The following is a 20,360-nucleotide window of genomic DNA, read 5'->3' on the forward strand; positions in this document are numbered from 1 at the left end:
GCAGCGAGCGGACGGCTTCAGATCGTGCCGGGCGGGGCGAGGGCGCAGGCGCTGTCGCTGCGGGTCTCGACCTGGATGGTGGGGTGCCCGATGCCGAAATCGTGTTCGAGGCGCTCGGCGATGGCCTCGAGGAAGGCGTCGTCGGCACGCCCATCGGGCTTGACGATATGCGCGGTGAGGGCGGTCTCGGTGGTGCTCATCGGCCAGACGTGGAGATCGTGGACGTGGGTCACCCCCGGCTGCGCTTCGAGAAGCGCGCGGACCTTGGCGATGTCGATGCTCTCGGGCACCGCGAGCATGCCCATGCGCAGCGAATCGCGCAGGATGCTCCAGCTCGACCAGGCGATGACCAGCGTGATGACCAGCGAGGTGAGCGGATCGATCACGGCAAATCCGGTGGCGGCGATCAGCGCGCCCGCGACCACCACGCCCGCCGAGACCGCGGCATCGGCCATGAGGTGGACGAAGGCGGCGCGCAAGTTGAGGTCCGACTTGGCGCCTGCGGCAAACAGCAGCGCGGAGAGCGCGTTGATCGCGATGCCGACCCCGGCAACGATCATCATCGTGGTCCCGGCGACACTATCGGGCTCGGCAAAGCGGCGCAGGGTCTCGACCAGGATCGCGCCAACGGTGGCCCACAGCAGCGCCGCGTTGGCGATCGCGGCGAGAATCGAGGAACTCTTGAGCCCATAGGTGAAGCGCTCGGAAGGCGGGCGCGAGGACAGCACGGCCGCCGCCCAGGCCAGCAGCAAGGACGCGACGTCGGTCAGGTTGTGCCCGGCATCGGCCAGGAGCGCGATCGAGCCGCTGATGAACCCGGCGGCCCCCTCGACGATCACGAAGGCGACGTTGAGCCCGACCGCGATCGCAAAGGCCGAATTCGCACCGCCCGGCGGCGGGCCGTGGTGATGGTGCCCATGCCCATGCCCATGCCCATGCCCATGCCCATGCGAATGGCCATGGTCGTGTGAATGCCCGTGGTCATGGCCATCATGGTGGTGCTCGTGCCCTGGCTCGGAGCCGGAAGAAGACGTGTTGCGCTGCATTGCAACGCTCCTTCCCATGATTGGCCGGTGGGGTTCAAGCTATGTCGTAACATGACCTCGCCGTTTTGCAGGTGCGTTGCCCTCAAAGCTCAAGATCCCCTCGCTTGTTGCATTTTTGCCGCACTGCAAAATGGGGGAACCCCAATAAATTACTGAAAAATAACATTTTAATTGGTGATTTTTGCGATCGATCGCACTTGCGTTGCAAAATTGCGCGTTTGTAGCGTCAAATGAATCCAAACCGTCAGAAAGCTGTCATATGTGACTGCTCATAGCAGCCGCAGCAAACCTGCGGCGTTGCGAGCGACGTTGCGAGTTTCTTTTTGGCGCAACCCAGTCTGAGAGATTTCAGGGGGCAATGATGAAGTTCCACACCATTCTTAAGTCTGCAACCAGTGCGATGGCCGTCAGCGCCGCGTTCCTGGCGATGCCGGCACTGGCTCAGTCGACCGGCTCGGTTGACTTCGAAGGCGGCGAGATCGTCGTCAAGGGCAAGACCGACCTCAGCGTTGCGGGCGTCGAAATTCCCGACAGCCCCAAGGCCAAGCAGGTCCTCACCCAGGAACTTATCGGTCGCGGCACGCCGGGCCAGACGATCAACGACACGATCAACCTGGTGCCGGGCGTCAGCTTCCAGAACTACGACGGCTACGGCTCGTCGGGTGGCAGCCTGATGATTCGCGGCTTCGATGATACCCGTATCTCGCAGACCTTCGACGGTATCCCCCTCAACGACACCGGCAACTACGCGCTCTATTCGAACCAGCAGCTCGACCCCGAACTGATCGAGCAGGTCAACGTCAACCTTGGCACCACCGACGTCGACTCGCCGACCGCGGCGGCCACCGGTTCGACCGTCAACTACCAGTCGATGCTGCCGAGCCACGAATTCGGCGCGCGCATGGTTGGCACCGTTGGTGACTACAACAAGATGCGCGTTTTCGGCATGATCAACACCGGCGACCTCACGTCGTCGGGCACGCGCGCCTGGTTCTCGGCCTCGCGCGATACGTACGATGCGCTCTACGGCAACTTCGGCAAGATCAAGAAGACCCAGTTCAACGCGCGCATCTATCAACCGCTCGGTGATAACGGCGACTTCATCTCGCTCGCAGGCCACCTCAACAACAACCGCAACAACATGGCTTCGGACTGGGTCCTGAGCACGACGAGCGGTATCCCGACCAGCAAGCAGGCTCGCGATGACTATGAAGTCGCGCGCTGCACCATCCCGGCGGGGACCACTGGTGTGGCCGATGCGGCCAGTTCGTGCGGCAGCGCCTGGGAATACCGTTACAACCCCTCGAAGACGGGCAACGTTCGCTTCCAGTCGCGCTTCACGCTGAGCGACAAGCTCGTCCTTTCGGTTGACGCGTACTACCAGTACACCTCGGCCAACGGCGGCGGCACGACGGTCGGTTACGAAGGTTACTTCAGCGATACGATGACCGGCTACATCAACGGCAACCCCTATTTCGGTGGCGTTGATCTGAACGGTGACGGCGACACGATGGATGCCGTGCGTGTATCGACTCCGAGCCAGACCCGTACCAACCGCATCGGCGTGATCTCGTCGCTGCGCTACAACATCGATGACAACAACCGCATCCGTCTGGCCTACACTTACGATCGCGGTCGTCACCGTCAGACCGGCGAAGTGGGCCTGCTCCAGTCGAACGGCCTGGCCGTCAACTACTTCAACGTCGACACCGCGCTGACCGATTCGGAAGGCAACGTGCTCGAAAAGCGCGATCGTCTGTCCTACGCGATCCTGCACCAGGTCTCGGGCGAATACTCGGGTGACTTCGCGAACGACGCGCTGCACGTCAACGCCGGTGTCCGCGTGCCGTTCATGCGCCGTAATCTGACGCAGAACTGCATCACCACCAGCTCGTCGGGCTACGTGAACTGCTTCACGACCAACGCGACCGATGAGGCGACCAACCTGGCTTCGGGCACTTACGGTGCGCCCGACAACCGCGTGTTCAACTTCAGCCGCGTGCTGCCGACGGCGGGCTTCGTCTATGACATCACGTCGGAACTGGGCCTGAACTTCAACTACTCGAAGGGTCTGCAGGCGCCGGGTACGGACAACCTGTACAACACCTTCTACTACGAACAGGGCACCGCCGGTGCAGCTAAGCCGAAGCCCGAAACCTCGGACAACTTCGACCTTGGCCTGCGCTACCACACCGGTATGATCCAGGCTTCGTTCGGCGGCTGGTACACGATCTTCTCGAACCGTCTGTCGTCGGCCTACGATCCGGCTGTTGACCGCACGACTTACACGAACCTGGGTACGGTCGATCGCTACGGCCTCGACGCGACCTTTGCGGTGCAGCCCGATCCGCACTTCAAGGCCTATGTCTTCGGTTCGTACCTGTGGTCGAAGATCCGCGATGACGTCGTGACCGGTTCGGGCGCTGATGACATTGCGCCCACCAAGGGCAAGATGGAAGGCGGTGTGCCGTCCTATACCCTGGGTGGCCGCGTGGAAGGCAACGCCGGTCCGGTCTCGGTTGGCCTCGAAGCCAAGCGCACCGGCTCGCGGTACTACAACAGCCGCAACGAAGCGGTCCTGAACAGCTCGGGTGACCAGATCTGGGGGGCCAAGGTTCCGGCCTACACCGTCGTCAATCTTGATGCGCGCTTCAACCTGGGCTTCCTGGGCATGGGCGACAAGACCTACCTGCAGGCCAACGTCACCAACCTGTTCGACAAGTTCTACTACGGCGCCTTCGACGACGCCGGTATCACGAAGACGGGCACGACCTACGCCTACATTGGGGCGCCGCGCACCTTCTCGGCATCGATCAACATGCAGTTCTGATCGCGCTGCAACGCAGCGGCAACGTTGCGAAACAAATCGGGGAGGGGCCTTCGGGCTCCTCCCTTTTTTTTGCCCGCGAGACGTGTGAACGGCGCGAAAATTCATCGGTTTTCGCACATTTCAATGTGTTGCAATGGTGCCATGGTGGTGTTGTTCTTTTAACACATGCAATCCGCATTTGCTGCGGGCGCGAAAACTTCGTCTCGAAATTGTCATAAATGCCGGTCTAATGCGCGCTCGGCAGCGAGGTGCGACTTGCTGTTTTGAAGACGACCGTTGGCGGACGATCGCACTTCGTTGTGGGCAAGGGCTCGCTCGCCAAAGGGAAATGCCTCTCTTCACCGGGGGGCGCATTATGAGGTCGTTAGTTCATGAAAAAGCTCAGCTATTTCGCCGCAAGCGCGGCGAGCATCGCCGTCGCTGGCGTGCTTTGCTCCACCCCCGCCTTTGCCCAGTCGACGGGCGCGATCGACTTCCAGAACCAGGAAATCGTCGTCACCGGTCAGACCGAAAAGGGGATTGCCGGCGTTGAGCTGCCCGATTCCTCGAAGGCCAAGGAAGTGCTCGGCCAGAGCGTGATCAGCCGCGGCACTCCGGGGCAGACGATCAACGAGACGATCAACATGATCCCCGGTGTGAGCTTCACCAACAACGACGCCTACGGCTCGTCGGGTGGTAGCCTGATGATCCGCGGTTTCGACGACACGCGCATTTCGCAGACGTTCGACGGCATTCCGCTCAACGACACGGGCAGCTATTCGCTCTACACCAACCAGCAGCTCGACCCCGAGCTGATCGAGCAGGTCAACGTGAACCTGGGCACGACCGACGTCGATTCGCCCACCGCTTCGGCGTCGGGCTCGACGGTCAACTACCGCTCGATCAATCCCGACCACGAATTCGGCGCGCGCATGGTCGGCACGATCGGCCAGCACGACAAGATGCGCATCTTCGGGATGATCAACACCGGCGATCTCAACGAGTCGGGCACACGCGCCTGGTTCGCCGCCTCGCACGACACCTACAACCCCTGGTGGGGCGGTTACGGCAAGATCGAGAAGACCCAGCTCAACGCCAAGATCTACCAGCCGCTGGGCACCAACGGCGACTTCATCTCGGTTGCCGGGCATTACAACATGAACCGCAATAACAACGCCTCGGACTGGGCGCTTAGCACGGAAACGTCGTACGCAGACGGTGGCATTCCGCTCAATCGTGCGGAGCGCGATTCGTACACCGTGTCGCGCTGCCAGGTTGCTGCGGGCGTTGAGGGTGTGTCCGATTCGGCCGATTCGTGCGGCACCGCCTGGGAATACGGCTACAACCCGTCGAACACGGGCAACATTCGCATCAATTCGCGCTTCACGCTCAGCGACAAGATGGTCCTGACCGTCGATCCGTACTACCAGTATACCTCGGCCAATGGCGGCAGCGGCTACGCCACCGCCTATGAAGGCACCTACAGCGACACCATCACCAGCGGCTACATCGGCGGCAAGGCCTACCTCGGCGGCGTCGACCTCAATGGTGATGGCGACACCGACGACTACGTGCGCGTCGCGGCGCCCAGCCAGACCCGCACCAACCGCATCGGCGTGATCGCTTCGCTGCGTTACGACATCAACGACGACAACCGCGTGCGCGTGGCCTACACCTACGATCGCGGCCGTCACCGCCAGACTGGCGAACTGGGTCTGATCAATTCGGACGGCAGCCGCGCCAACTACTTCAACATCGATACCGCGCTGACCGACGTGAACGGCAACGTTCTCGAAAAGCGCGATCGTCTGTCCTACGCGATTCTGCACCAGATTTCGGGCGAGTACACCGGCGACTGGCTCGACAACACGGTCCACGTCAATGCGGGCGTGCGTGTGCCGTTCTTCCGTCGCAACCTGACCAACAACTGTCTGACGACCAGCAGTTCAGGTTATGTCAGTTGCTTCACGACCGACAGCACCGACGAAGCCGCCTACGCGGCTACCCTGTCGAGCTACGGCGCGCGGGACCAGCGCGAGTTCACCTACAGCCACGTGCTGCCGACCTTTGGCGTGGTCTACAACGCAACGCCCGAAGCGAGCCTCTACTTCAACTACTCGATGGGCATGCAGGTGCCGGGCACGGACAACCTGTACCAGACCTTCTACTATGAGGAAGGTTCGGCCGAGGCCCAATCGGCCAAGCCCGAAACGTCGAACAACTTCGACCTCGGTATCCGCTACCACAGCGGCATCATCCAGGCGAACCTGGGCGCGTGGTACACGATCTTCTCCGATCGCCTGTCCTCGGCCTACGACCCGACCACGCAGATCTCGACCTACACCAACCTGGGGACGGTTGACCGTTACGGCATCGATGCGACTTTCGCGGTCCAACCCGACAGCCACATCAAGGCCTATGTCTTCGGTTCGTACCTGTGGTCGAAGATCCGTGACGATGTCGCCACCGCGGACGGCTACGCCGATACCAAGGGCAAGATGGAAGGCGGTATTCCGCACTACACCTTCGGTGGCCGTGTCGAAGCGAACGAAGGTCCGGTCTCGCTCGGTCTCGACGTCAAGCGCACCGGCGCGCGTTACTACAACGACCTCAACACGCCGGTTTACGACGACGACGGCAACCAGATCTGGGGTTCGAAGGTTCCGGCCTACACCGTGGTCAACCTCGATGCGCGGCTGAACATGGGCTTCACCGGGATGGGCGACAAGACCTTCCTGCAGCTAAACGTTTCGAACCTGTTCAACGAGTTCTACTACGGCTCGTTCGACGATGCGGGCACCGACAAAACCAACACCTCGTACACGTATGTCGGGGCGGGTCGCACGGTGACGATGTCGCTCAACCTCCAGTTCTGATCGCTCTTTCGTAAAGAAATGGACGTGAGGGGAGGGTCGAAAGACTCTCCCCTTTCTTTTTTTGGTTCTTGAATGCTGTTTGCGTTCGTTGGGGGATGGGGGCAAGTGGGTTGAAAGGGGCTGGGTATGCGTTCAGACAATCTTCCTCAGGCGCAAAGCCAGGCGCTGGGCGTGCTGGCCAATGCGTTCGACTTCGACGCCGGGGATTTGCTCGCGCCGGTCATGCAGGCGCGCAGCCTGCTTCGCGATTGCGCGCTGGCGCAGCGGATCGGCCAGGCCTTCGAGGGGGCTGAACTGGCGCAATTTCAAGACGGTCTTGCGGATCGCGGGCGGCATTCTGTTCGAATATTGCGGCATCCAGTGCATCGCGCATGCGGGCGCCTGGGGTGTGGCGCTGGCGGGGGCCGCAAGCGGGATCATGCCCATGCTGGTGGGCGCGGGCTTCGTGGTGCTGGGCGCGTGGCCAATGTGTAAGGGGCTCAGCGTGCTGCTGCCCGTCCTGGCCGAGCGGCTGGAAAGCGAGGTCGCCAGCGCATGGGATCAGCTCTGGGATTGAACTGCGGCGGGGAAGCGCCAACGCTGGGTGGCGCGCGCTTCCGGCAGGGCTACTTGTAGACGCAGGCGTCGTAGCCGCTGCTCTTCACCGTGGCGATACGGCGCGAGATGGTGTTGCCGTAGCGCAGCGTGAAGCCGCTCGGGCTCTTGACGCTGCGGGTCTTGGGGCTGGGCAGGGCGGCGGCCATGCGCGCCGCCTGGAGCGGGGTCAGGCTTGCGGCCGACTTGCCGAAATAGCGCTGCGAACCGGCTTCCACGCCATACGTGCCGATCCCCGTTTCGGCGACGTTGAGGTAGACTTCCATGATCCGCCGCTTGGTCCACAGGTGTTCGATCAGGAAGGTGAACCAGACCTCGAGGCCTTTGCGCGCGTAACGCGTCCAGCCCGTGCCTTGCCACAGGAAGACGTTCTTGGCGGTCTGCTGGCTGATCGTCGATCCGCCGCGCAGGAGGCCGCCTTCGGCGTTGCGCTTCATCGCGTTCTCGATCGCCTTGGTGTCAAAGCCGTTGTGGGTGCAAAAGGTGCTGTCTTCGGCGGCGATGGCGGCGGCGACCATGTTGCGGTCGATCTGATCGAGCGACGTCCAGTCCTTGGTGATGCCGTTGCTGTCCATCAGCATCGTGAGCGTCACCGGCACCGGCACGAAGCGGAACACGAGGGTCACGCCGAGGCTGAGCAGGAGGAATGCGGCGATGATCTTGGCAAGCAGGCGCATGGCGGGAACGCGGGCTCCGGTTCGGACGGCAGACATGGTCATGCCCTGGTGGATTGATTGTGACATTTGAGCGCGCCCCATCCGATAGGGTATCAAATGTCAGAATCGAACCACTAGCCGATATGGCCGGTCTCGTGCCAGTCCTTGCGGGGCGGCGCAGTCGTGATTCCCACACTCAGGCGGGAACCGGGGCCTCCTTGGCGGGCGAGTTTTCCGACGCGAAGGGGACGACCCGGTCGCGCCCTGCGTGCTTGGCCTGGTAAAGCGCCTGGTCGGCATCGCGGTAGAGATCGCGAAAGGCCCGCCCCGCCCGCGCCCGGCTGAGCCCGATGCTGACGGTGACCGGCTGGTGGGCGATGATGTCGCCGTGCGGGTAGGCGGCGATCGCCCGGCGCAGCGCTTCGGCGATGGCCGGCGCCGTCGCGGCCCGCTCGCCGTGGATCAGGAGCGCGAATTCCTCGCCGCCAAGCCGTGCGGGCACGCAGTCGGCAGCCTCGAACGTGGCGATGACCCGCGCGACGCTTTGCAGGACGCTGTCGCCCGCATCGTGGCCATGGCGATCGTTGACGCGTTTGAAGTGGTCGACATCGAGGAGCAGGAGCGCGGCCTTTCCCTCTCCGGCGTTCACGGCGGCGAGGGCGGGCTCGATATCCTCGGTGAAGCCGCGCCGGTTGCGCAGCCCCGTCAGCACGTCGCGGCGCGCCAGTTCGCGGGCCTGGGCTTCGCCGCGCTGGGCCTGGGCGTGTTCGAGGTGAAGCCGCGCGTGGAGGCGCGAGGCGGCGGCGGCCAGCCACAGGGTCTGCCACGCCGCGGCAAGAACCACGAGCAGTTGCGGTCCGGCGCCCCACAGCCCCACGTTGCTGCCGATCATGTCGGCGCTGCTCAGGATCACGATCGGCAAGGCCCAGGCGGTGGCAAAGTCGCGCGCTTCTTGGCTGCCGCGCCGCCAGGCCCAGACGAGGCACACCGCAACGCCGAGCATGGTGGCGATGAGCAGGAAACCGATCATGGCGGCGGCAGCGTCCACCGGGCCGCTGCGCAGGAACGCGGTTGGAATACCGAGCAGCGAGCAGGCGGTGGCCATCGTCAGCACGATGCGCCGGGCCAGGCGGGGGGTCGCGGCTTCGCCCGGCGCAGTGATCGCGCTGAAGGCGGCAAAGGTGATCGCAAGGCACGCGATGGCCGAGCACGTCTGCGCGGAAAAGGTGCCGGCAAGACGTGGCGCGATCAGCAGGTGGGCCTGTGCCCATATCGCGCCCCAGGCCAGCATCGCGCCCGCCCAGCCAGCCTGCCACAGCGGGTACTGGCGGCGCAGCGATCCGGCCAGTGAAGCGTTGTAGACCGTGCCGACCAGCAGCAGCATGAGCGCCGCGCCGATGCACAGGCCCAGCGCGGTGCTCTGGATTGCGGCAGTGCCCCGGTCGAGCACGCGGATGCGCAGCATGTCGATGCTGGCGAGCCGGGTGAACTGGAGCGTGATGGCGCTGAGCGGGGCATCGCGCGCGGGCGGATCGAACAGCAGTTGCCCGCCGATCCGCCAGGCGTGCCCGAAGGCGCCGTTGCGCACCGATCGCACGACCTTGCGCCCATCGGCGTAGGTGAAGGTCACGTCGAGACGGTCGAAACGCGAATAGTGGACGAGCAGCGAGGGTTCGTGCCGGGCCGAGGGGGGGATGGCGCTGGCGGGAATGCGCAGCCAAAGCGTGCCGTTCTGGTATCCGGCCGCCGGTTCGCGCGAGCAGGTGAACGCGCGCGCGCGCGTGGCGGCGGGAGCGGGGACGGGGCTTTCGGCGTGGCACAGATCGGGTGCGAGGATGGTCTTTGCGTGCGCCCGAACCGGCAGCACCAGTGCCACGAGAACCAGAACCGCCAGGGCCAGCGCCTGGGCAGGGGCAGATGATCGAACGATCCGATCAAGCGTGAGGAGGGCGCGGCGGGGCATATGTGAGCCCCCGCCTATCACAGATAGTTTGAAAATCCGCAGTTAATCCGGCCCCGGTCGCCCGACGAACAAAAAGGCCGGATGGTTTCCCGTCCGGCCTTTTGAGCCCTGCCGTGCCGGGCGGCCGACCCGCCGGGACGCTTACGCGGTAGGCAAGAGCTGCTTATCGGTGGCGATGCGGTTCATCGCCTTTTGCAGTTTCTCGAAGGCGCGCACTTCGATCTGGCGCACGCGTTCGCGGCTGACGCTGTAGACCTGGCTCAGTTCCTCGAGCGTCTTGGGGTCTTCGCTCAGACGGCGTTCGGTCAGGATGTCGCGCTCGCGGTCGTTGAGCTGGTCCATCGCCTCGACGAGCATGTCGTGGCGCACGGTCTTCTCTTCGGCCTCGGCGACGACTTCGTCCTGCAGCGGCTTGTCATCCTGGAGGATGTCCATCCACTGGCCTTCGCCTTCCTCGCGCAGCGAGACGTTGAGCGAGGCATCGCCGCCCATCATCATGCGCCGGTTCATGTTGACGACTTCCTGCTCGGATACGCCCAGCGTGGTCGCGATCTTGGTCACGTCTTCGGGGTGGAGGTCCGAATCCTCGTAGGCGTCGAGATTCTTCTTCATCCGGCGAAGGTTGAAGAAGAGCTTCTTCTGCGCCGCGGTGGTGCCCATCTTCACGAGGCTCCACGAACGCAGGATGTACTCTTGAATCGAGGCCTTGATCCACCACATCGCATAGGTGGCGAGGCGAAAGCCGCGATCGGGTTCGAACTTCTTCACGCCCTGCATGAGGCCGATGTTGCCTTCGGAGATCAGCTCGGACACGGGCAGGCCATAGCCACGGTAGCCCATCGCGATCTTCGCGACGAGTCGCAGATGGCTGGTCACCAGCTGGGCGGCGGCTTCGGGATCCTCGTGTTCCTTGTAGCGCTGCGCGAGCATGTATTCCTGCTCGGGCTTGAGCACCGGGAACTTGCGGATTTCGGCGAGGTAGCGGTTGAGGCTCTGCTCACCGCCCAAGGCCGGAACCGCGGGAAGGTTGCGTTGCTTGTTGCTCACTATATCCGTCCTTTCTAGGTCGGCACGCGGTCAAAGACCCTTGCGAGGCATCTTAACTTGCGGCCACCTGTTCATCCTAGCACACAAATCCGATTTCAGAGTCGCAATTCGTCGATCAGTGTCCGCATATCGTCGGGCAAGGGGCTCGAAAAACGAACCATCTGGCCAGTAACGGGGTGAAGGAAGCCAAGTTCCGCAGCGTGCAGAGCCTGGCGCGAAAAAGCGAGTCGGGACAGGATTGGCCGGATGGCCTTTGGTGTGCGTCCATATACAGGATCGCCCAGTAGCATGTGTCCGATTGACGACATGTGAACACGCACCTGGTGGGTGCGCCCGGTCTCCAGCCGGCATTCGATGAGGCTGGCGTGGGCCAGCGTCTCGAGCGTGCGGTAGTGGGTCACGGCGTGCTTGCCGCGTCCGTCCTCGACGATCGCCATCTTCTTGCGGTTGGCGCTCGACCGGCCGATCGCGCCGCGCACGGTGCCCGCCATCGGGATCGGCCGTCCCGCGACGACCGCGTTGTAGGCGCGTTCGATCGAATGGTCGGCGAACTGCGCGGCGAGGCCTTCGTGCGCGCGGTCGGTCTTGGCCACGACGAGCAGCCCGGAGGTGTCCTTGTCGATGCGGTGGACGATGCCCGGACGCGCGACCCCGCCGATCCCCGAAAGCTGGCCGCGGCAGTGGTGCAGCAGCGCGTTGACGAGCGTGCCGTCGGGATTGCCGGCGGCCGGGTGGACGACGAGCCCGGCGGGCTTGTCGATCACGATGAGGTCGGCGTCCTCGTGGACGACGACGAGGGGAATGTCCTGCGCGGCGGCCGCGGCCGGTGCGGCCTCGGGCACGTCGATGGCATAAGGCGTGCCCGGCGCGACCTTGAGCGAGCCTTGCGCGGCGGCTTTTCCGGCGAGCGTCACGCGCCCCTCGGACAGCAGCGCCTTGACCCGTTCGCGCGAGAGGCCGCTGGCCTCGGCAAGCGCCTTGTCGAGCCGGCCGCCGGGCGGGGCGATGACCCCTTCGAGAATGTTTGCGGATGCGCCCATGGACGCTAGCATTTGGGGATGGATGTCGAGGTGACAAGAGGGGTGTGCGAAACGCTCCACAGCGAAGCGGCCCGCGCCGCGCCCAACGAGTGCTGCGGCCTGCTGCTGGGCGCGCCGGGGCAGGGCGAGGGCCAGGGTGAAGGGCGGAGTGATCGGGCCGGGCCGGAGCGCATCGTGGCGCTCTTGCCTGCGCGCAATGTCGATTCCGATCCGGCGCGCCGATTCGAAATCGATCCGCTCGTGCTCCTGCGCGCGCACCGTGCGGCGCGCGAAGGGGGGCCGCGCGTGCTGGGCTATTACCATTCGCATCCTACGGGAAATCCCGCACCTTCTGCCACGGATGCGGAGCATTCCACCGGCGATTGGCGCATCTGGGCGATCATTGGTGGTCGCGATATTGCTTTCTGGCGCGATCGTGGGAATGGATTTGACGCGCTCGCCTTTCGCGTGGTTTGACGCTGCCGCCATGGAAATGGGCGCGCGTCGTCCCCATTGAGGAAGGCCAGCGCCCGCGACGGCACAAGATAACGGAAAGTACCGATATTCATGACGACGAGCACGCTCGACCTTGCCAGCCTTCTGTGTTCGCGCCTGTGCCACGACATGCTCAGTCCGGTGGGCGCGCTGTCGAACGGCCTGGAGCTTCTGGCGGACGAGGATGATCCCGAAATGCGCCAGCGCTGCTTCGAACTGCTCGAGCAGAGCGCGCGGATCTCGACCGACAAGCTCAAGTTCTTCCGGCTCGCCTTCGGGGCCGCAGGTGGCTTTGGCGAGCGGATCGCGGTGAGCGAGGCCAAGGCGCTGATCGAGGCGCTGGTGGCGGGCAACGCACGGATCACCATCAATTGGGCGATTTCGGCCGATGCGCTGCCCAAGCCCGCCATCAAGACCTTGCTCAACTTCGCGCTGTTCGGGATCGAGGCGCTGGTGCGTGGTGGCACGCTCGATCTAGCGGGTGAACTGCGGCCCGAGCAGATCGGCGATGGCACGGCCGAGCTCGTTGTGCGCGCCTCGGGGCCGCGTATCGCCTTCGACCATGCCGTGGGCCGCGCGCTCGAGGGGAGCTTGCCCGACGCGGAAATGTCGAGCCGCACCGCCCCGGCGGCCATGCTGCACCAGCTTGCCGAAACGCTGGGCGGGCGCCTGCAATTTGCCATCGGCGAGGATGCGCTGGTATTGGGCGCCGTACTGCCCGGCGCCTGATCGGCCGGACGGTGCAGGCAGGAGAGGACGCTAGGGCCGCACGGCGGTCTGCAAGAAGGAGAATTCGGCGAGGATGAACCGTTGGCTGGTGAACCGTTTCGTGCAGTCTCCCAACTGGAACGAGCGCAGGCGTCCGATCTCGATGGTCGTCTTGCACTACACCGGCATGAAGAGCGCCGCCGAGGCGCTCGAGCGGATGTGCGATCCGGCCGCCGAAGTCTCCGCGCACTACATGATCGACGAGGAGGGCATCGTCACCTCGCTCGTCTCCGAAGAGAACCGCGCCTGGCACGCGGGGCGCTCGTACTGGCGCGGGGAAAGCGACGTCAATTCGGCCTCGATCGGCATCGAACTGGTCAATCCGGGGCACGAATGGGGCTATCGTCCCTTTCCCGAGGCGCAGATGGACGCGCTGATGCCGCTGCTTGCCGACATTCTCGATCGCCACGACATTCCGCGCGCCAACGTGGTGGGCCATTCCGACATCGCGCCCGCGCGCAAGCAGGATCCGGGCGAGCTGTTCGACTGGGCGCGGCTGGGCGAACTTGGCCTCGCGCTCGAGATCCCGGCGGCGCGCATGAACCTGTTCTACGACAATCCGGGCAAGTTCTACCTCGCGCTCGAACGCTTTGGCTATGACATCACCGAAGGCCGCGCGGCGGTGGCTGCGTTCCAGCGCCGCTGGCGCCCGGCGCGCATCGATGGCGAGATCGACGGGGAAATCGGGGGTATCCTGTTCGAACTGCTGTTGGAGCGCGACATCGGCCGTGCTAGGTGAGCGCCCGTGCCGGGGAGCCGGGCAGCCGCGGGGTGTCGCGCCGATTCATCGAACGCGCACCGCGAGGAAAGTCCGGGCTCCACGAAACAAGGGTGGCGGGTAACGCCCGCCGGACGAGCGTGGTCATTACCGATCGCGCGAAGTTCAGGGAAAGTGCCACAGAGAGCAAACCGCCGATGGGACCTGCTTTTTTCGAAAGGCGTGCGTTCACAGGTAAGGGTGAAAGGGTGCGGTAAAAGCGCACCGCGCTACCGGTAACGGCAAGCGGCATGGCAAACCCCACCCGGAGCAAGACCGAATAGGGACTGCGCGCCATCGTGAATGGCAGGTTCGTTTCGAACCGAGGCAGTCCGGGTTGGTCGCTTGAGCGTTGCAGCAATGCAGCGCCTAGAGGAATGGCTGCCGCCGCGGCGTAAGGTCCCTCGTTCAAGGAAACTTGAGGGAGACCACGCCAGGCACAGAACCCGGCTTACAGGCTCCCCGGCACATGGGCCCTGACGATCACGGTTCCTTTTGACGATCCTGGGCCAGGGCGGGGGAGGGCGCGCGGCAAGCGCCCGCCGGAGCGGCGGGCGATCAGGCGATGTCGGGCAGGTCGATCTTCAGACCATTTTCGGAGCTGTCGGGCATTTGCGCCTGATCGGACGATCCGACCAAGCCCGATCCGCCAAGCGGAACGCGCGCCATGACGCCGTGCCTGCGGCGTGCAAGCCCCGTTTGGGGTGCGCCGTACGGGTCAGGCGACCTGTGCCGGTGTGCCCGCTGTGTTTGCCTGCGCGGTGGTCGGGCTGGCCTCTTGCGTTCCGCTGTCGTTCGCCTCTTCGCGTGCGGACAGGAACCAGCGGTTCGTCCCCTCGATCCCGATGGCGGTCAGGCAGCCGTGGAGATAGGCGCCGGTGTCGATACCCAGCCGGTTCGAGCGTAAGTCGGGCTCCTGGGTGATGGTATGGCCGTGGACGACGAAGCCCTCGAACGCCCCGGAGTGGCTGAGAAAGGGCTCGCGAATCCAGCGGCAGTCCGACAGGAGCTGCATGGCCAGCGGAACGCCCGGACGAAGCCCGGCGTGGACGAAGACGTAATCGCCGATGCGGACCAGCTTCTTGAAGCTGCGCACGAAGTCCAGATCCTCGACCGGGAGGCGCGCGGCGATATGCGCCTGAAGTTCCTCGACCGGCCGTTCGAGCAGGGCGTCCATGTCCAAGCCATAGGACTGGAAGGTCTCCAGCCCGCCGAACTTGAGGAAGCTGGGCATCGCCTGGGCATCGGTCAGGCAGGTAAGGAACATTTCCTCATGGTTGCCGGACAGGATTTCCACCGTGCGATCGCGGGCGAGCTGGCGCGCGCGCGCGATTACCTGCGCGCTGTGGGGGCCGCGATCGATGAGATCGCCGAGCAGGACGATGGTGGTCCGCGCCGCCGGGCGGGTGGCTTCGTCGGCTTCGATCCGGCTTAGCAGGGCTTCGAACAGGTCCAGCCGACCGTGGATGTCGCCAATGGCGTACACGCGTTCTCCGGCTGGCAGCGATGGCTCCGGAGCGGCCTTGGACGGCGCGAAAATGTTGAAAATTTTGCCAAGCATTCCAGACAACCTAATACGATTGCAGGCGGCGTGCTGCAAGTGCGAGAAAGTCCGTTCCGGCACGATTGTAAAACGGGTCGTCGCAGTTGCAAAAAGTCCACTATGAATTGCTCAAATGTGTCCGTTACGAAATTTTTCTTGTCTCAATTGTTTCTCAAAAGCAAAGGTCGGAATGCATCGGCCACCGCTTCCGACAGAGAGTTGCGGACCGAAGCGCAGGAGGGACATGGCATCAATAATATAACGTGAGGGAATTGTATGCTTATGTCCGTCCGCAGCCTTCTGGCTGCGACCGCTTTCGCAGGCGCGCTGCTTGCGACGAGTCCCGTCATGGCGCAGGACGCCGAGAAGAGTTCGGATATCACCGTTTCGGCCAATGTCGCGCTGACGACCGATTACCGTTTCCGCGGCGTTTCGCTGTCGGGCGGCGACGTTGCCATCCAGGGCGGTTTCGACGTCAGCCATTCGAGTGGCTTCTACGTCGGGACCTGGGCCTCCTCGCTCGAGGAAGACAACGGGTACGGTTCGACCGAAGTCGACATCTACGGCGGCTGGACCGGTGATGTGGGCGGTGCGACGCTGGACGTCGGCCTGCTCATGTACGCCTATCCCAACGCGCCGGCGGGCGACTACGACTATCTCGAGCCTTACGCCTCGATCGCCGGGACGGTCGGTCCGGTCAGCGCCACGCTGGGCATGGCCTATGCCTGGAAGCAGGATTCGCTGGGGGGCGATGACAATCTGTACATCTACGGCGATACCCAGCTGGCGATCCCCAATACGCCGGTGAGCCTTAGCGCGCACCTTGGCTACACCGATGGCGTGCTCGCGCCCAAGTACCTTGCCGGTGAGCCCGACAAGCACGGGTTCGACTGGTCGATCGGCGCATCGACCAAGGTCTATGGTCCGGTTTCGTTCGAGCTCAAGTACGTGGGCGTGGATGCGCCCTCGATCGATGGCTTCACCAACGACACGGTCGTCGCCACGGTCTCGGCCTCGTTCTGAGCCAACGGTTCGCTGCGAGATAAGGAAAGTCGGACAAGAAGGACTTTCGCAGGAGGACCCGCCCGGAATATCCGGGCGGGTTTTCGGGCTTCATTCGAGATAGAAATCGATCGTCGTCACGACCCTCACCCGCTTGTAGGGGGTGTCGCCCGCGCCCCACCCCGCTTCCTCGCCGTCGCGCGGCGCGATCGAGAAGTAGCCCTGGGTCGCTTTCTTGATGGCCCCGACGCGGGCGCCGCTGTCCTTGGCGAATTGCTGGGCCGAAGCGCGCGCGTCGCGCGTGGCGGCCGCCACCATCGCGGGCTTGATCGTGTCGAGCCGGGTGAAGGTGAAGCTCATCCCCGAACCTTCCTCGATCACGACGCCGTGGCGGACCAGATCGAACTGGCTGCGCACGGCCTTCTGCGCGCGGGCGATGTCCGTGCTGCGCAGCGTCATGCGCTGGCGCACGGTAAAGCCCGACTGCCCGTTGTCCTTGAACGGGGCGACGTTGACGCCGGTGGGCTGCAGGTCGCGCTCGGCAAATCCGAGCCGCTGGAAGAAGGCGCGCACCTCGCGGGTGTCGCGATCCACGCTTGCCTGCGCGCTGGCGAGATCGGTGGCGGAGGCCGAGTAGGAGATCGTCCAGGTGGCAAGGTTGGCGGTCACGTCCCGTTCGGCCAGCCCGCGCACGGTGACCGAACGTTCGGCGCGGCCCCAGCGGGTGAGCCCGTCGCCGAGCGCATAGCCGGCAAAGACCAGTCCACCGGCCAGAACGCCTGCCGCGCCGAGCCAGCGCACCAGCGCCGGATCGCGATAGAACTTGGGTTGGTCGGGGGGATTGGGTACGGCAGGCTGAGACATCGCATTTCTCCCGCTAGAGTTCGGCCGATCGTGCCGGCCTGCCGCTTTATATGCGATGAACCGTTCTTTTCTGTCGTTGAAATGAGGAATAGTTCCGTGACCCGTTACCTGCACACCATGATCCGTGTCACCGATCCCGACGCCACGATTGCCTTCTTCGCGCTGCTCGGTCTCCAGGAGACCCGCCGGATGGAAAGTGAAAAGGGGCGCTTCACGCTGATCTATCTTGCTGCGCCGGGCCAGGAAGATGCCGAAGTCGAACTGACCTACAACTGGCCGGGCGAAGATGGTTCGCAGGAACGCTACGAAGGCGGGCGCAACTTCGGGCACCTGGCTTTTGGGGTTGCGGATATCTACGCGACGTGCCGCGCCTTCCAGGAAGCGGGGGTCACCGTCAATCGCCCGCCGCGCGATGGGCATATGGCTTTCGTGCGCACGCCCGACGGGATTTCGATCGAACTTCTCCAGCAGGGGGACGCGCTCGCGCCGCAGGAACCCTGGGCGAGCATGGAAAATACCGGCGTCTGGTGAGAAGAGTGGGCGAGTTCTCGTTGGCAATCCCGGCCGAGGATGGTCATCTGGCGATGAACGTGTTGCTCCATTAGGGATTTTTTGATGAAGCAGGGCGTTGCTTGTATTTTCAGGTGGCGCTCTGTCTTTTTGTCTTTCGGGATTTGTATCAATTAATTTTTTGAAACGCGGCGGGATTGGGATGGTTGTCTCGGGCGCGCAAATATAAGTATGTTCCTCTAGTTGCTTTGCGTTTGGTGGCGCAGGGCCGTGCACCGGGGGGTGCGTGCAGGCGTGGGCGGGGTCACGTCAGGCAAGGGGCGACATTGGTGGGAGTGGATGCAGCGTACACGGCAATGGCCTGGCTCGAACTGATCGAGCGTGAATTGCTGCTTTTTTCGGCTTTCTGGTTCGCCATAGGGGCGTTGGACGACATGGCGGTCGACGCCGTGTGGGTTGGTCTCAAGCTCTTTTCGCGGGCAAAGGAGGGCGGGATCTCGAATCGCGAGGCTCGCGCTGCGCTGCAAGGGCAAGCGGCCGTGCTGATCGCGGCCTGGCAGGAGGAGCAGGTGATCGGCCACACGATCCGCCATGCGCTTTCGGCCTGGCCGCAGCAGGACTACACGCTCTACATTGGTTGCTATGGCAACGATCCGGCGACGGTTTCGGCCGCGATGAGCGCGGCGGCCGGCGATCCGCGCGTGCGGGTGGTGATTCACGGCAACGCCGGGCCGACGACCAAGGCGGATTGTCTCAACCGACTCTATGCCGCGCTGTGCGCCGATGAACGGCGCGCGCGCGCGCGTTTCGCGTTCCTGGTGCTTCACGATTCGGAAGACATGGTTCATCCCGCCGAACTGGCGGTGTACGACCGGGCGTTGCAGAGCGCGGACTACGTGCAACTGCCGGTGCGCCCCGAGCCGCAGCCCTGGTCGCGCTGGATTGGTGGGCATTACTGTGACGAATTCGCCGAAGCGCATGGCAAGGCGCTCGTCGTGCGCGATGCGCTGGGCGGGGGAATTCCGGCTGCGGGCGTGGGCTGCGCCTTCGCGCGCGCGATGATGGAGCGCATCGCGCGTCGGCGCATGGCGGAAGGTTACAACGGGCCGTTCGCCTGCGAATGCCTCACCGAGGATTACGAACTCGGCCTGCTGGTGCGCGACGAGGGCGGGCGTTCGCGCTTCCTGCGGGTGCGCGACGAGGCCGGTGAGCTGGTCGCCACGCGGGCCTTCTTCCCCGGAACCCTGGAAAGTGCGGTGCGCCAGAAGTCGCGCTGGGTGCTGGGCATCGCGTTCCAGGGCTGGGACCGGCTGGGCTGGGGCAACCGGCTGTGCGACGTGTGGATGGTGCTGCGCGACCGGCGCGGTCCGCTTGCCGCGCTGATCATGGCCTGCTCCTATTCGCTGTTGCTGATCGAGGGTTTCGTGCTGCTCCTGCAACTCGCTGGGCTCTACCAGCGCCCGCCGCTGGGGGGGGCGCTTGACGGGATGCTGGCGGTGTGCGGCGGGGCTGTCCTGTGGCGCGCGGCGAACCGGTTCGCCTTTACTACCGCCGAATATGGCGTGCTCGAAGGGATGATGGCGGTCCTGCGCGTGCCGGTTGCCAACATCATTGCGATCATGGCCGGGCGCCGCGCGCTCGAGCGTTACGTGCTCAGCCTGTTCGGTCGGGTGCTGGTGTGGGACAAGACTGCGCATGACGCGCATCCGGTCTCCGCTCCGGGAGGCCAGTGATGCCCATGCGCATGAGAGGCCAGCCTCTGGTTGCGCTGGTCGCGGTGCTGGCGGGCTGGTGCGGCGGGCGGATCGCGACCTGGAGCCCGTCCGCGAACGAGGGGCCCTGGCCCACCGCGGCGGTGACCGTGGCGGATCCGGTTTCGCTGGCCCGCGCGCCCGAAGCGCCCACGGCGCTTGCCGCGCCGCCGCCCGGCTACGACGCCCGAGGTGGGCTTGTCGGGCCGCAGTCCTACGCGGCCTACGATCCGGCGCCGCCTGTAGCCTTCGCCGGAGCGGGGGGCGGCACGCTCGACGAGGCGACNCGGCTACGACGCCCGAGGTGGGCTTGTCGGGCCGCAGTCCTACGCGGCCTACGATCCGGCGCCGCCTGTAGCCTTCGCCGGAGCGGGGGGCGGCACGCTCGACGAGGCGACGCTCGTGCGCTTGATTACCGCGCTGCTGGCCTATCGCAGCGTGCGGCCGGTGGCGGCGCAGGCTGGCGGCGTTCAGGTCGCTTCCGCGCCGGGTTCGGTCGGCGCAGCGTCGGTGTCGCATCAGTCCGTCCCGGTGGGCGCGGCGCCCGGTCTTCTCCAGAGCGCGTCCTACGATCCCGGCTTCTTCCTGTCGCCCGGCGCGGCGGGGTATCAGGGCGGTTCGCTCGTGGCCGCGCCGCGCTCGGCGTTGCAGGCGGGGGGG

The 20,360-nt window shown here is 64.6% G+C and carries 18 protein-coding genes and 1 other RNA gene; 11 read left to right on the top strand and 8 right to left on the bottom strand.

From position 1 onward, the window contains the following. Window positions 1-17 precede the first annotated feature (17 nt). Window positions 18-1,046, bottom strand: coding sequence for a cation diffusion facilitator family transporter (locus MTR62_RS11070; protein ID WP_244020791.1), 1,029 nt, complete (start codon window positions 1,044-1,046; stop codon window positions 18-20). Window positions 1,047-1,407: 361 nt separating this feature from the next. On the opposite strand from MTR62_RS11070, the gene MTR62_RS11075 reads away from it, so the two are divergent. Both MTR62_RS11075 and MTR62_RS11080 read left to right on the top strand, forming a co-directional pair. Further along, window positions 1,408-3,876: a TonB-dependent receptor gene (locus tag MTR62_RS11075; protein WP_244020823.1), complete on the top strand. Its 2,469-nt coding sequence runs from the start codon at window positions 1,408-1,410 to the stop codon at window positions 3,874-3,876. A 371-nt stretch (window positions 3,877-4,247) separates the two neighbouring features. Next, window positions 4,248-6,731, top strand: a complete 2,484-nt coding sequence (locus MTR62_RS11080) for a TonB-dependent receptor (RefSeq protein WP_244020792.1) — start codon at window positions 4,248-4,250, stop codon at window positions 6,729-6,731. A gap of 132 nt (window positions 6,732-6,863) precedes the next feature. Here the strand turns inward: MTR62_RS11080 and MTR62_RS11085 are convergent, their stop codons facing one another. After that, window positions 6,864-7,040 (bottom strand): hypothetical protein, encoded by a 177-nt coding sequence (locus MTR62_RS11085; protein WP_244020793.1) that lies wholly within the window; start codon window positions 7,038-7,040, stop codon window positions 6,864-6,866. Window positions 7,041-7,047: 7 nt separating this feature from the next. Here MTR62_RS11085 and MTR62_RS11090 point away from each other — a divergent pair, with 7 nt between their 5' ends. Continuing rightward, entirely contained in the window at window positions 7,048-7,287 is a 240-nt protein-coding gene (locus tag MTR62_RS11090) for a hypothetical protein (RefSeq protein WP_244020794.1), read from the top strand. Between the two features lie 49 nt (window positions 7,288-7,336). Here MTR62_RS11090 and mtgA read toward each other — a convergent pair whose 3' ends face one another. The 4 genes from mtgA to MTR62_RS11110 form a co-directional block, all read right to left on the bottom strand. After that, window positions 7,337-8,002, bottom strand: a complete 666-nt coding sequence (mtgA, locus tag MTR62_RS11095; protein WP_244020828.1) for a monofunctional biosynthetic peptidoglycan transglycosylase — start codon at window positions 8,000-8,002, stop codon at window positions 7,337-7,339. 175 nt (window positions 8,003-8,177) lie between these two features. Continuing rightward, a complete protein-coding gene (locus MTR62_RS11100; RefSeq protein WP_244020795.1) occupies window positions 8,178-9,944 on the bottom strand; it encodes a sensor domain-containing diguanylate cyclase in 1,767 nt (588 codons plus the stop codon). A gap of 141 nt (window positions 9,945-10,085) precedes the next feature. Then, window positions 10,086-10,991 carry an RNA polymerase sigma factor RpoH gene (rpoH, locus tag MTR62_RS11105; RefSeq protein WP_244020796.1) on the bottom strand — a complete coding sequence of 302 codons (906 nt, stop codon included), beginning with the start codon at window positions 10,989-10,991 and terminating at the stop codon, window positions 10,086-10,088. A gap of 95 nt (window positions 10,992-11,086) precedes the next feature. Then, window positions 11,087-12,031, bottom strand: coding sequence for an RluA family pseudouridine synthase (locus MTR62_RS11110; RefSeq protein WP_244020797.1), 945 nt, complete (start codon window positions 12,029-12,031; stop codon window positions 11,087-11,089). Between the two features lie 30 nt (window positions 12,032-12,061). Between MTR62_RS11110 and MTR62_RS11115 the strand changes: the two genes are divergently transcribed. The 4 genes from MTR62_RS11115 (at window position 12,062) to rnpB (ending at window position 14,500) form a co-directional block, all read left to right on the top strand. Beyond that, entirely contained in the window at window positions 12,062-12,487 is a 426-nt protein-coding gene (locus MTR62_RS11115) for a M67 family metallopeptidase (RefSeq protein ID WP_327194402.1), read from the top strand. A 90-nt stretch (window positions 12,488-12,577) separates the two neighbouring features. Next, entirely contained in the window at window positions 12,578-13,234 is a 657-nt protein-coding gene (locus MTR62_RS11120; protein WP_244020801.1) for a histidine phosphotransferase family protein, read from the top strand. A gap of 73 nt (window positions 13,235-13,307) precedes the next feature. Continuing rightward, on the top strand, window positions 13,308-14,012 hold the full coding sequence (locus MTR62_RS11125; RefSeq protein ID WP_244020804.1) for an N-acetylmuramoyl-L-alanine amidase: 705 nt from the start codon (window positions 13,308-13,310) through the stop codon (window positions 14,010-14,012). A 9-nt stretch (window positions 14,013-14,021) separates the two neighbouring features. Next, window positions 14,022-14,500: RNase P RNA component class A (rnpB, locus tag MTR62_RS11130), an RNA gene on the top strand. Between the two features lie 248 nt (window positions 14,501-14,748). Here rnpB and MTR62_RS11135 read toward each other — a convergent pair. Then, window positions 14,749-15,516, bottom strand: coding sequence for a metallophosphoesterase family protein (locus tag MTR62_RS11135; RefSeq protein WP_327194403.1), 768 nt, complete (start codon window positions 15,514-15,516; stop codon window positions 14,749-14,751). 333 nt (window positions 15,517-15,849) lie between these two features. On the opposite strand from MTR62_RS11135, the gene MTR62_RS11140 reads away from it, so the two are divergent. Continuing rightward, window positions 15,850-16,596 carry a TorF family putative porin gene (locus tag MTR62_RS11140; RefSeq protein WP_244020808.1) on the top strand — a complete coding sequence of 249 codons (747 nt, stop codon included), beginning with the start codon at window positions 15,850-15,852 and terminating at the stop codon, window positions 16,594-16,596. Between the two features lie 90 nt (window positions 16,597-16,686). Here MTR62_RS11140 and MTR62_RS11145 read toward each other — a convergent pair whose 3' ends face one another. Continuing rightward, window positions 16,687-17,439, bottom strand: a complete 753-nt coding sequence (locus tag MTR62_RS11145) for an SIMPL domain-containing protein (RefSeq protein ID WP_244020810.1) — start codon at window positions 17,437-17,439, stop codon at window positions 16,687-16,689. 96 nt (window positions 17,440-17,535) lie between these two features. On the opposite strand from MTR62_RS11145, the gene MTR62_RS11150 reads away from it, so the two are divergent. From MTR62_RS11150 to MTR62_RS11160, 3 genes are all read left to right on the top strand, one after another. After that, the gene (locus MTR62_RS11150) at window positions 17,536-17,970 is read left to right on the top strand and encodes a VOC family protein (RefSeq protein ID WP_244020813.1); all 435 of its coding nucleotides are present in this window, start codon (window positions 17,536-17,538) and stop codon (window positions 17,968-17,970) included. 314 nt (window positions 17,971-18,284) lie between these two features. Continuing rightward, complete coding sequence (locus tag MTR62_RS11155) at window positions 18,285-19,682, top strand: glycosyl transferase family protein (protein ID WP_244020815.1); 1,398 nt, start codon at window positions 18,285-18,287, stop codon at window positions 19,680-19,682. Between the two features lie 420 nt (window positions 19,683-20,102). Beyond that, window positions 20,103-20,360 (top strand): hypothetical protein (locus tag MTR62_RS11160; protein WP_244020817.1); only part of this gene is annotated, 258 nt, incomplete at its 3' end.

Source organism: Novosphingobium organovorum (assembly GCF_022832435.1).
Classification (GTDB): domain Bacteria; phylum Pseudomonadota; class Alphaproteobacteria; order Sphingomonadales; family Sphingomonadaceae; genus Novosphingobium; species Novosphingobium organovorum.

Excerpts from the sequence above, each read along its gene's own strand:
- MTR62_RS11075 (WP_244020823.1), top strand. The coding sequence starts at position 1,408 with ATGAAGTTCCACACCATTCTTAAGTCTGCAACCAGTGCGATGGCCGTC.
- mtgA (WP_244020828.1), bottom strand. The coding sequence starts at position 8,002 with ATGCGCCTGCTTGCCAAGATCATCGCCGCATTCCTCCTGCTCAGCCTC.
- MTR62_RS11125 (WP_244020804.1), top strand. The coding sequence starts at position 13,308 with ATGAACCGTTGGCTGGTGAACCGTTTCGTGCAGTCTCCCAACTGGAAC.
- MTR62_RS11100 (WP_244020795.1), bottom strand. The coding sequence starts at position 9,944 with ATGCCCCGCCGCGCCCTCCTCACGCTTGATCGGATCGTTCGATCATCT.
- MTR62_RS11145 (WP_244020810.1), bottom strand. The coding sequence starts at position 17,439 with ATGTCTCAGCCTGCCGTACCCAATCCCCCCGACCAACCCAAGTTCTAT.
- MTR62_RS11080 (WP_244020792.1), top strand. The coding sequence starts at position 4,248 with ATGAAAAAGCTCAGCTATTTCGCCGCAAGCGCGGCGAGCATCGCCGTC.
- MTR62_RS11070 (WP_244020791.1), bottom strand. The coding sequence starts at position 1,046 with ATGCAGCGCAACACGTCTTCTTCCGGCTCCGAGCCAGGGCACGAGCAC.
- MTR62_RS11140 (WP_244020808.1), top strand. The coding sequence starts at position 15,850 with ATGCTTATGTCCGTCCGCAGCCTTCTGGCTGCGACCGCTTTCGCAGGC.
- MTR62_RS11120 (WP_244020801.1), top strand. The coding sequence starts at position 12,578 with ATGACGACGAGCACGCTCGACCTTGCCAGCCTTCTGTGTTCGCGCCTG.
- MTR62_RS11110 (WP_244020797.1), bottom strand. The coding sequence starts at position 12,031 with ATGGGCGCATCCGCAAACATTCTCGAAGGGGTCATCGCCCCGCCCGGC.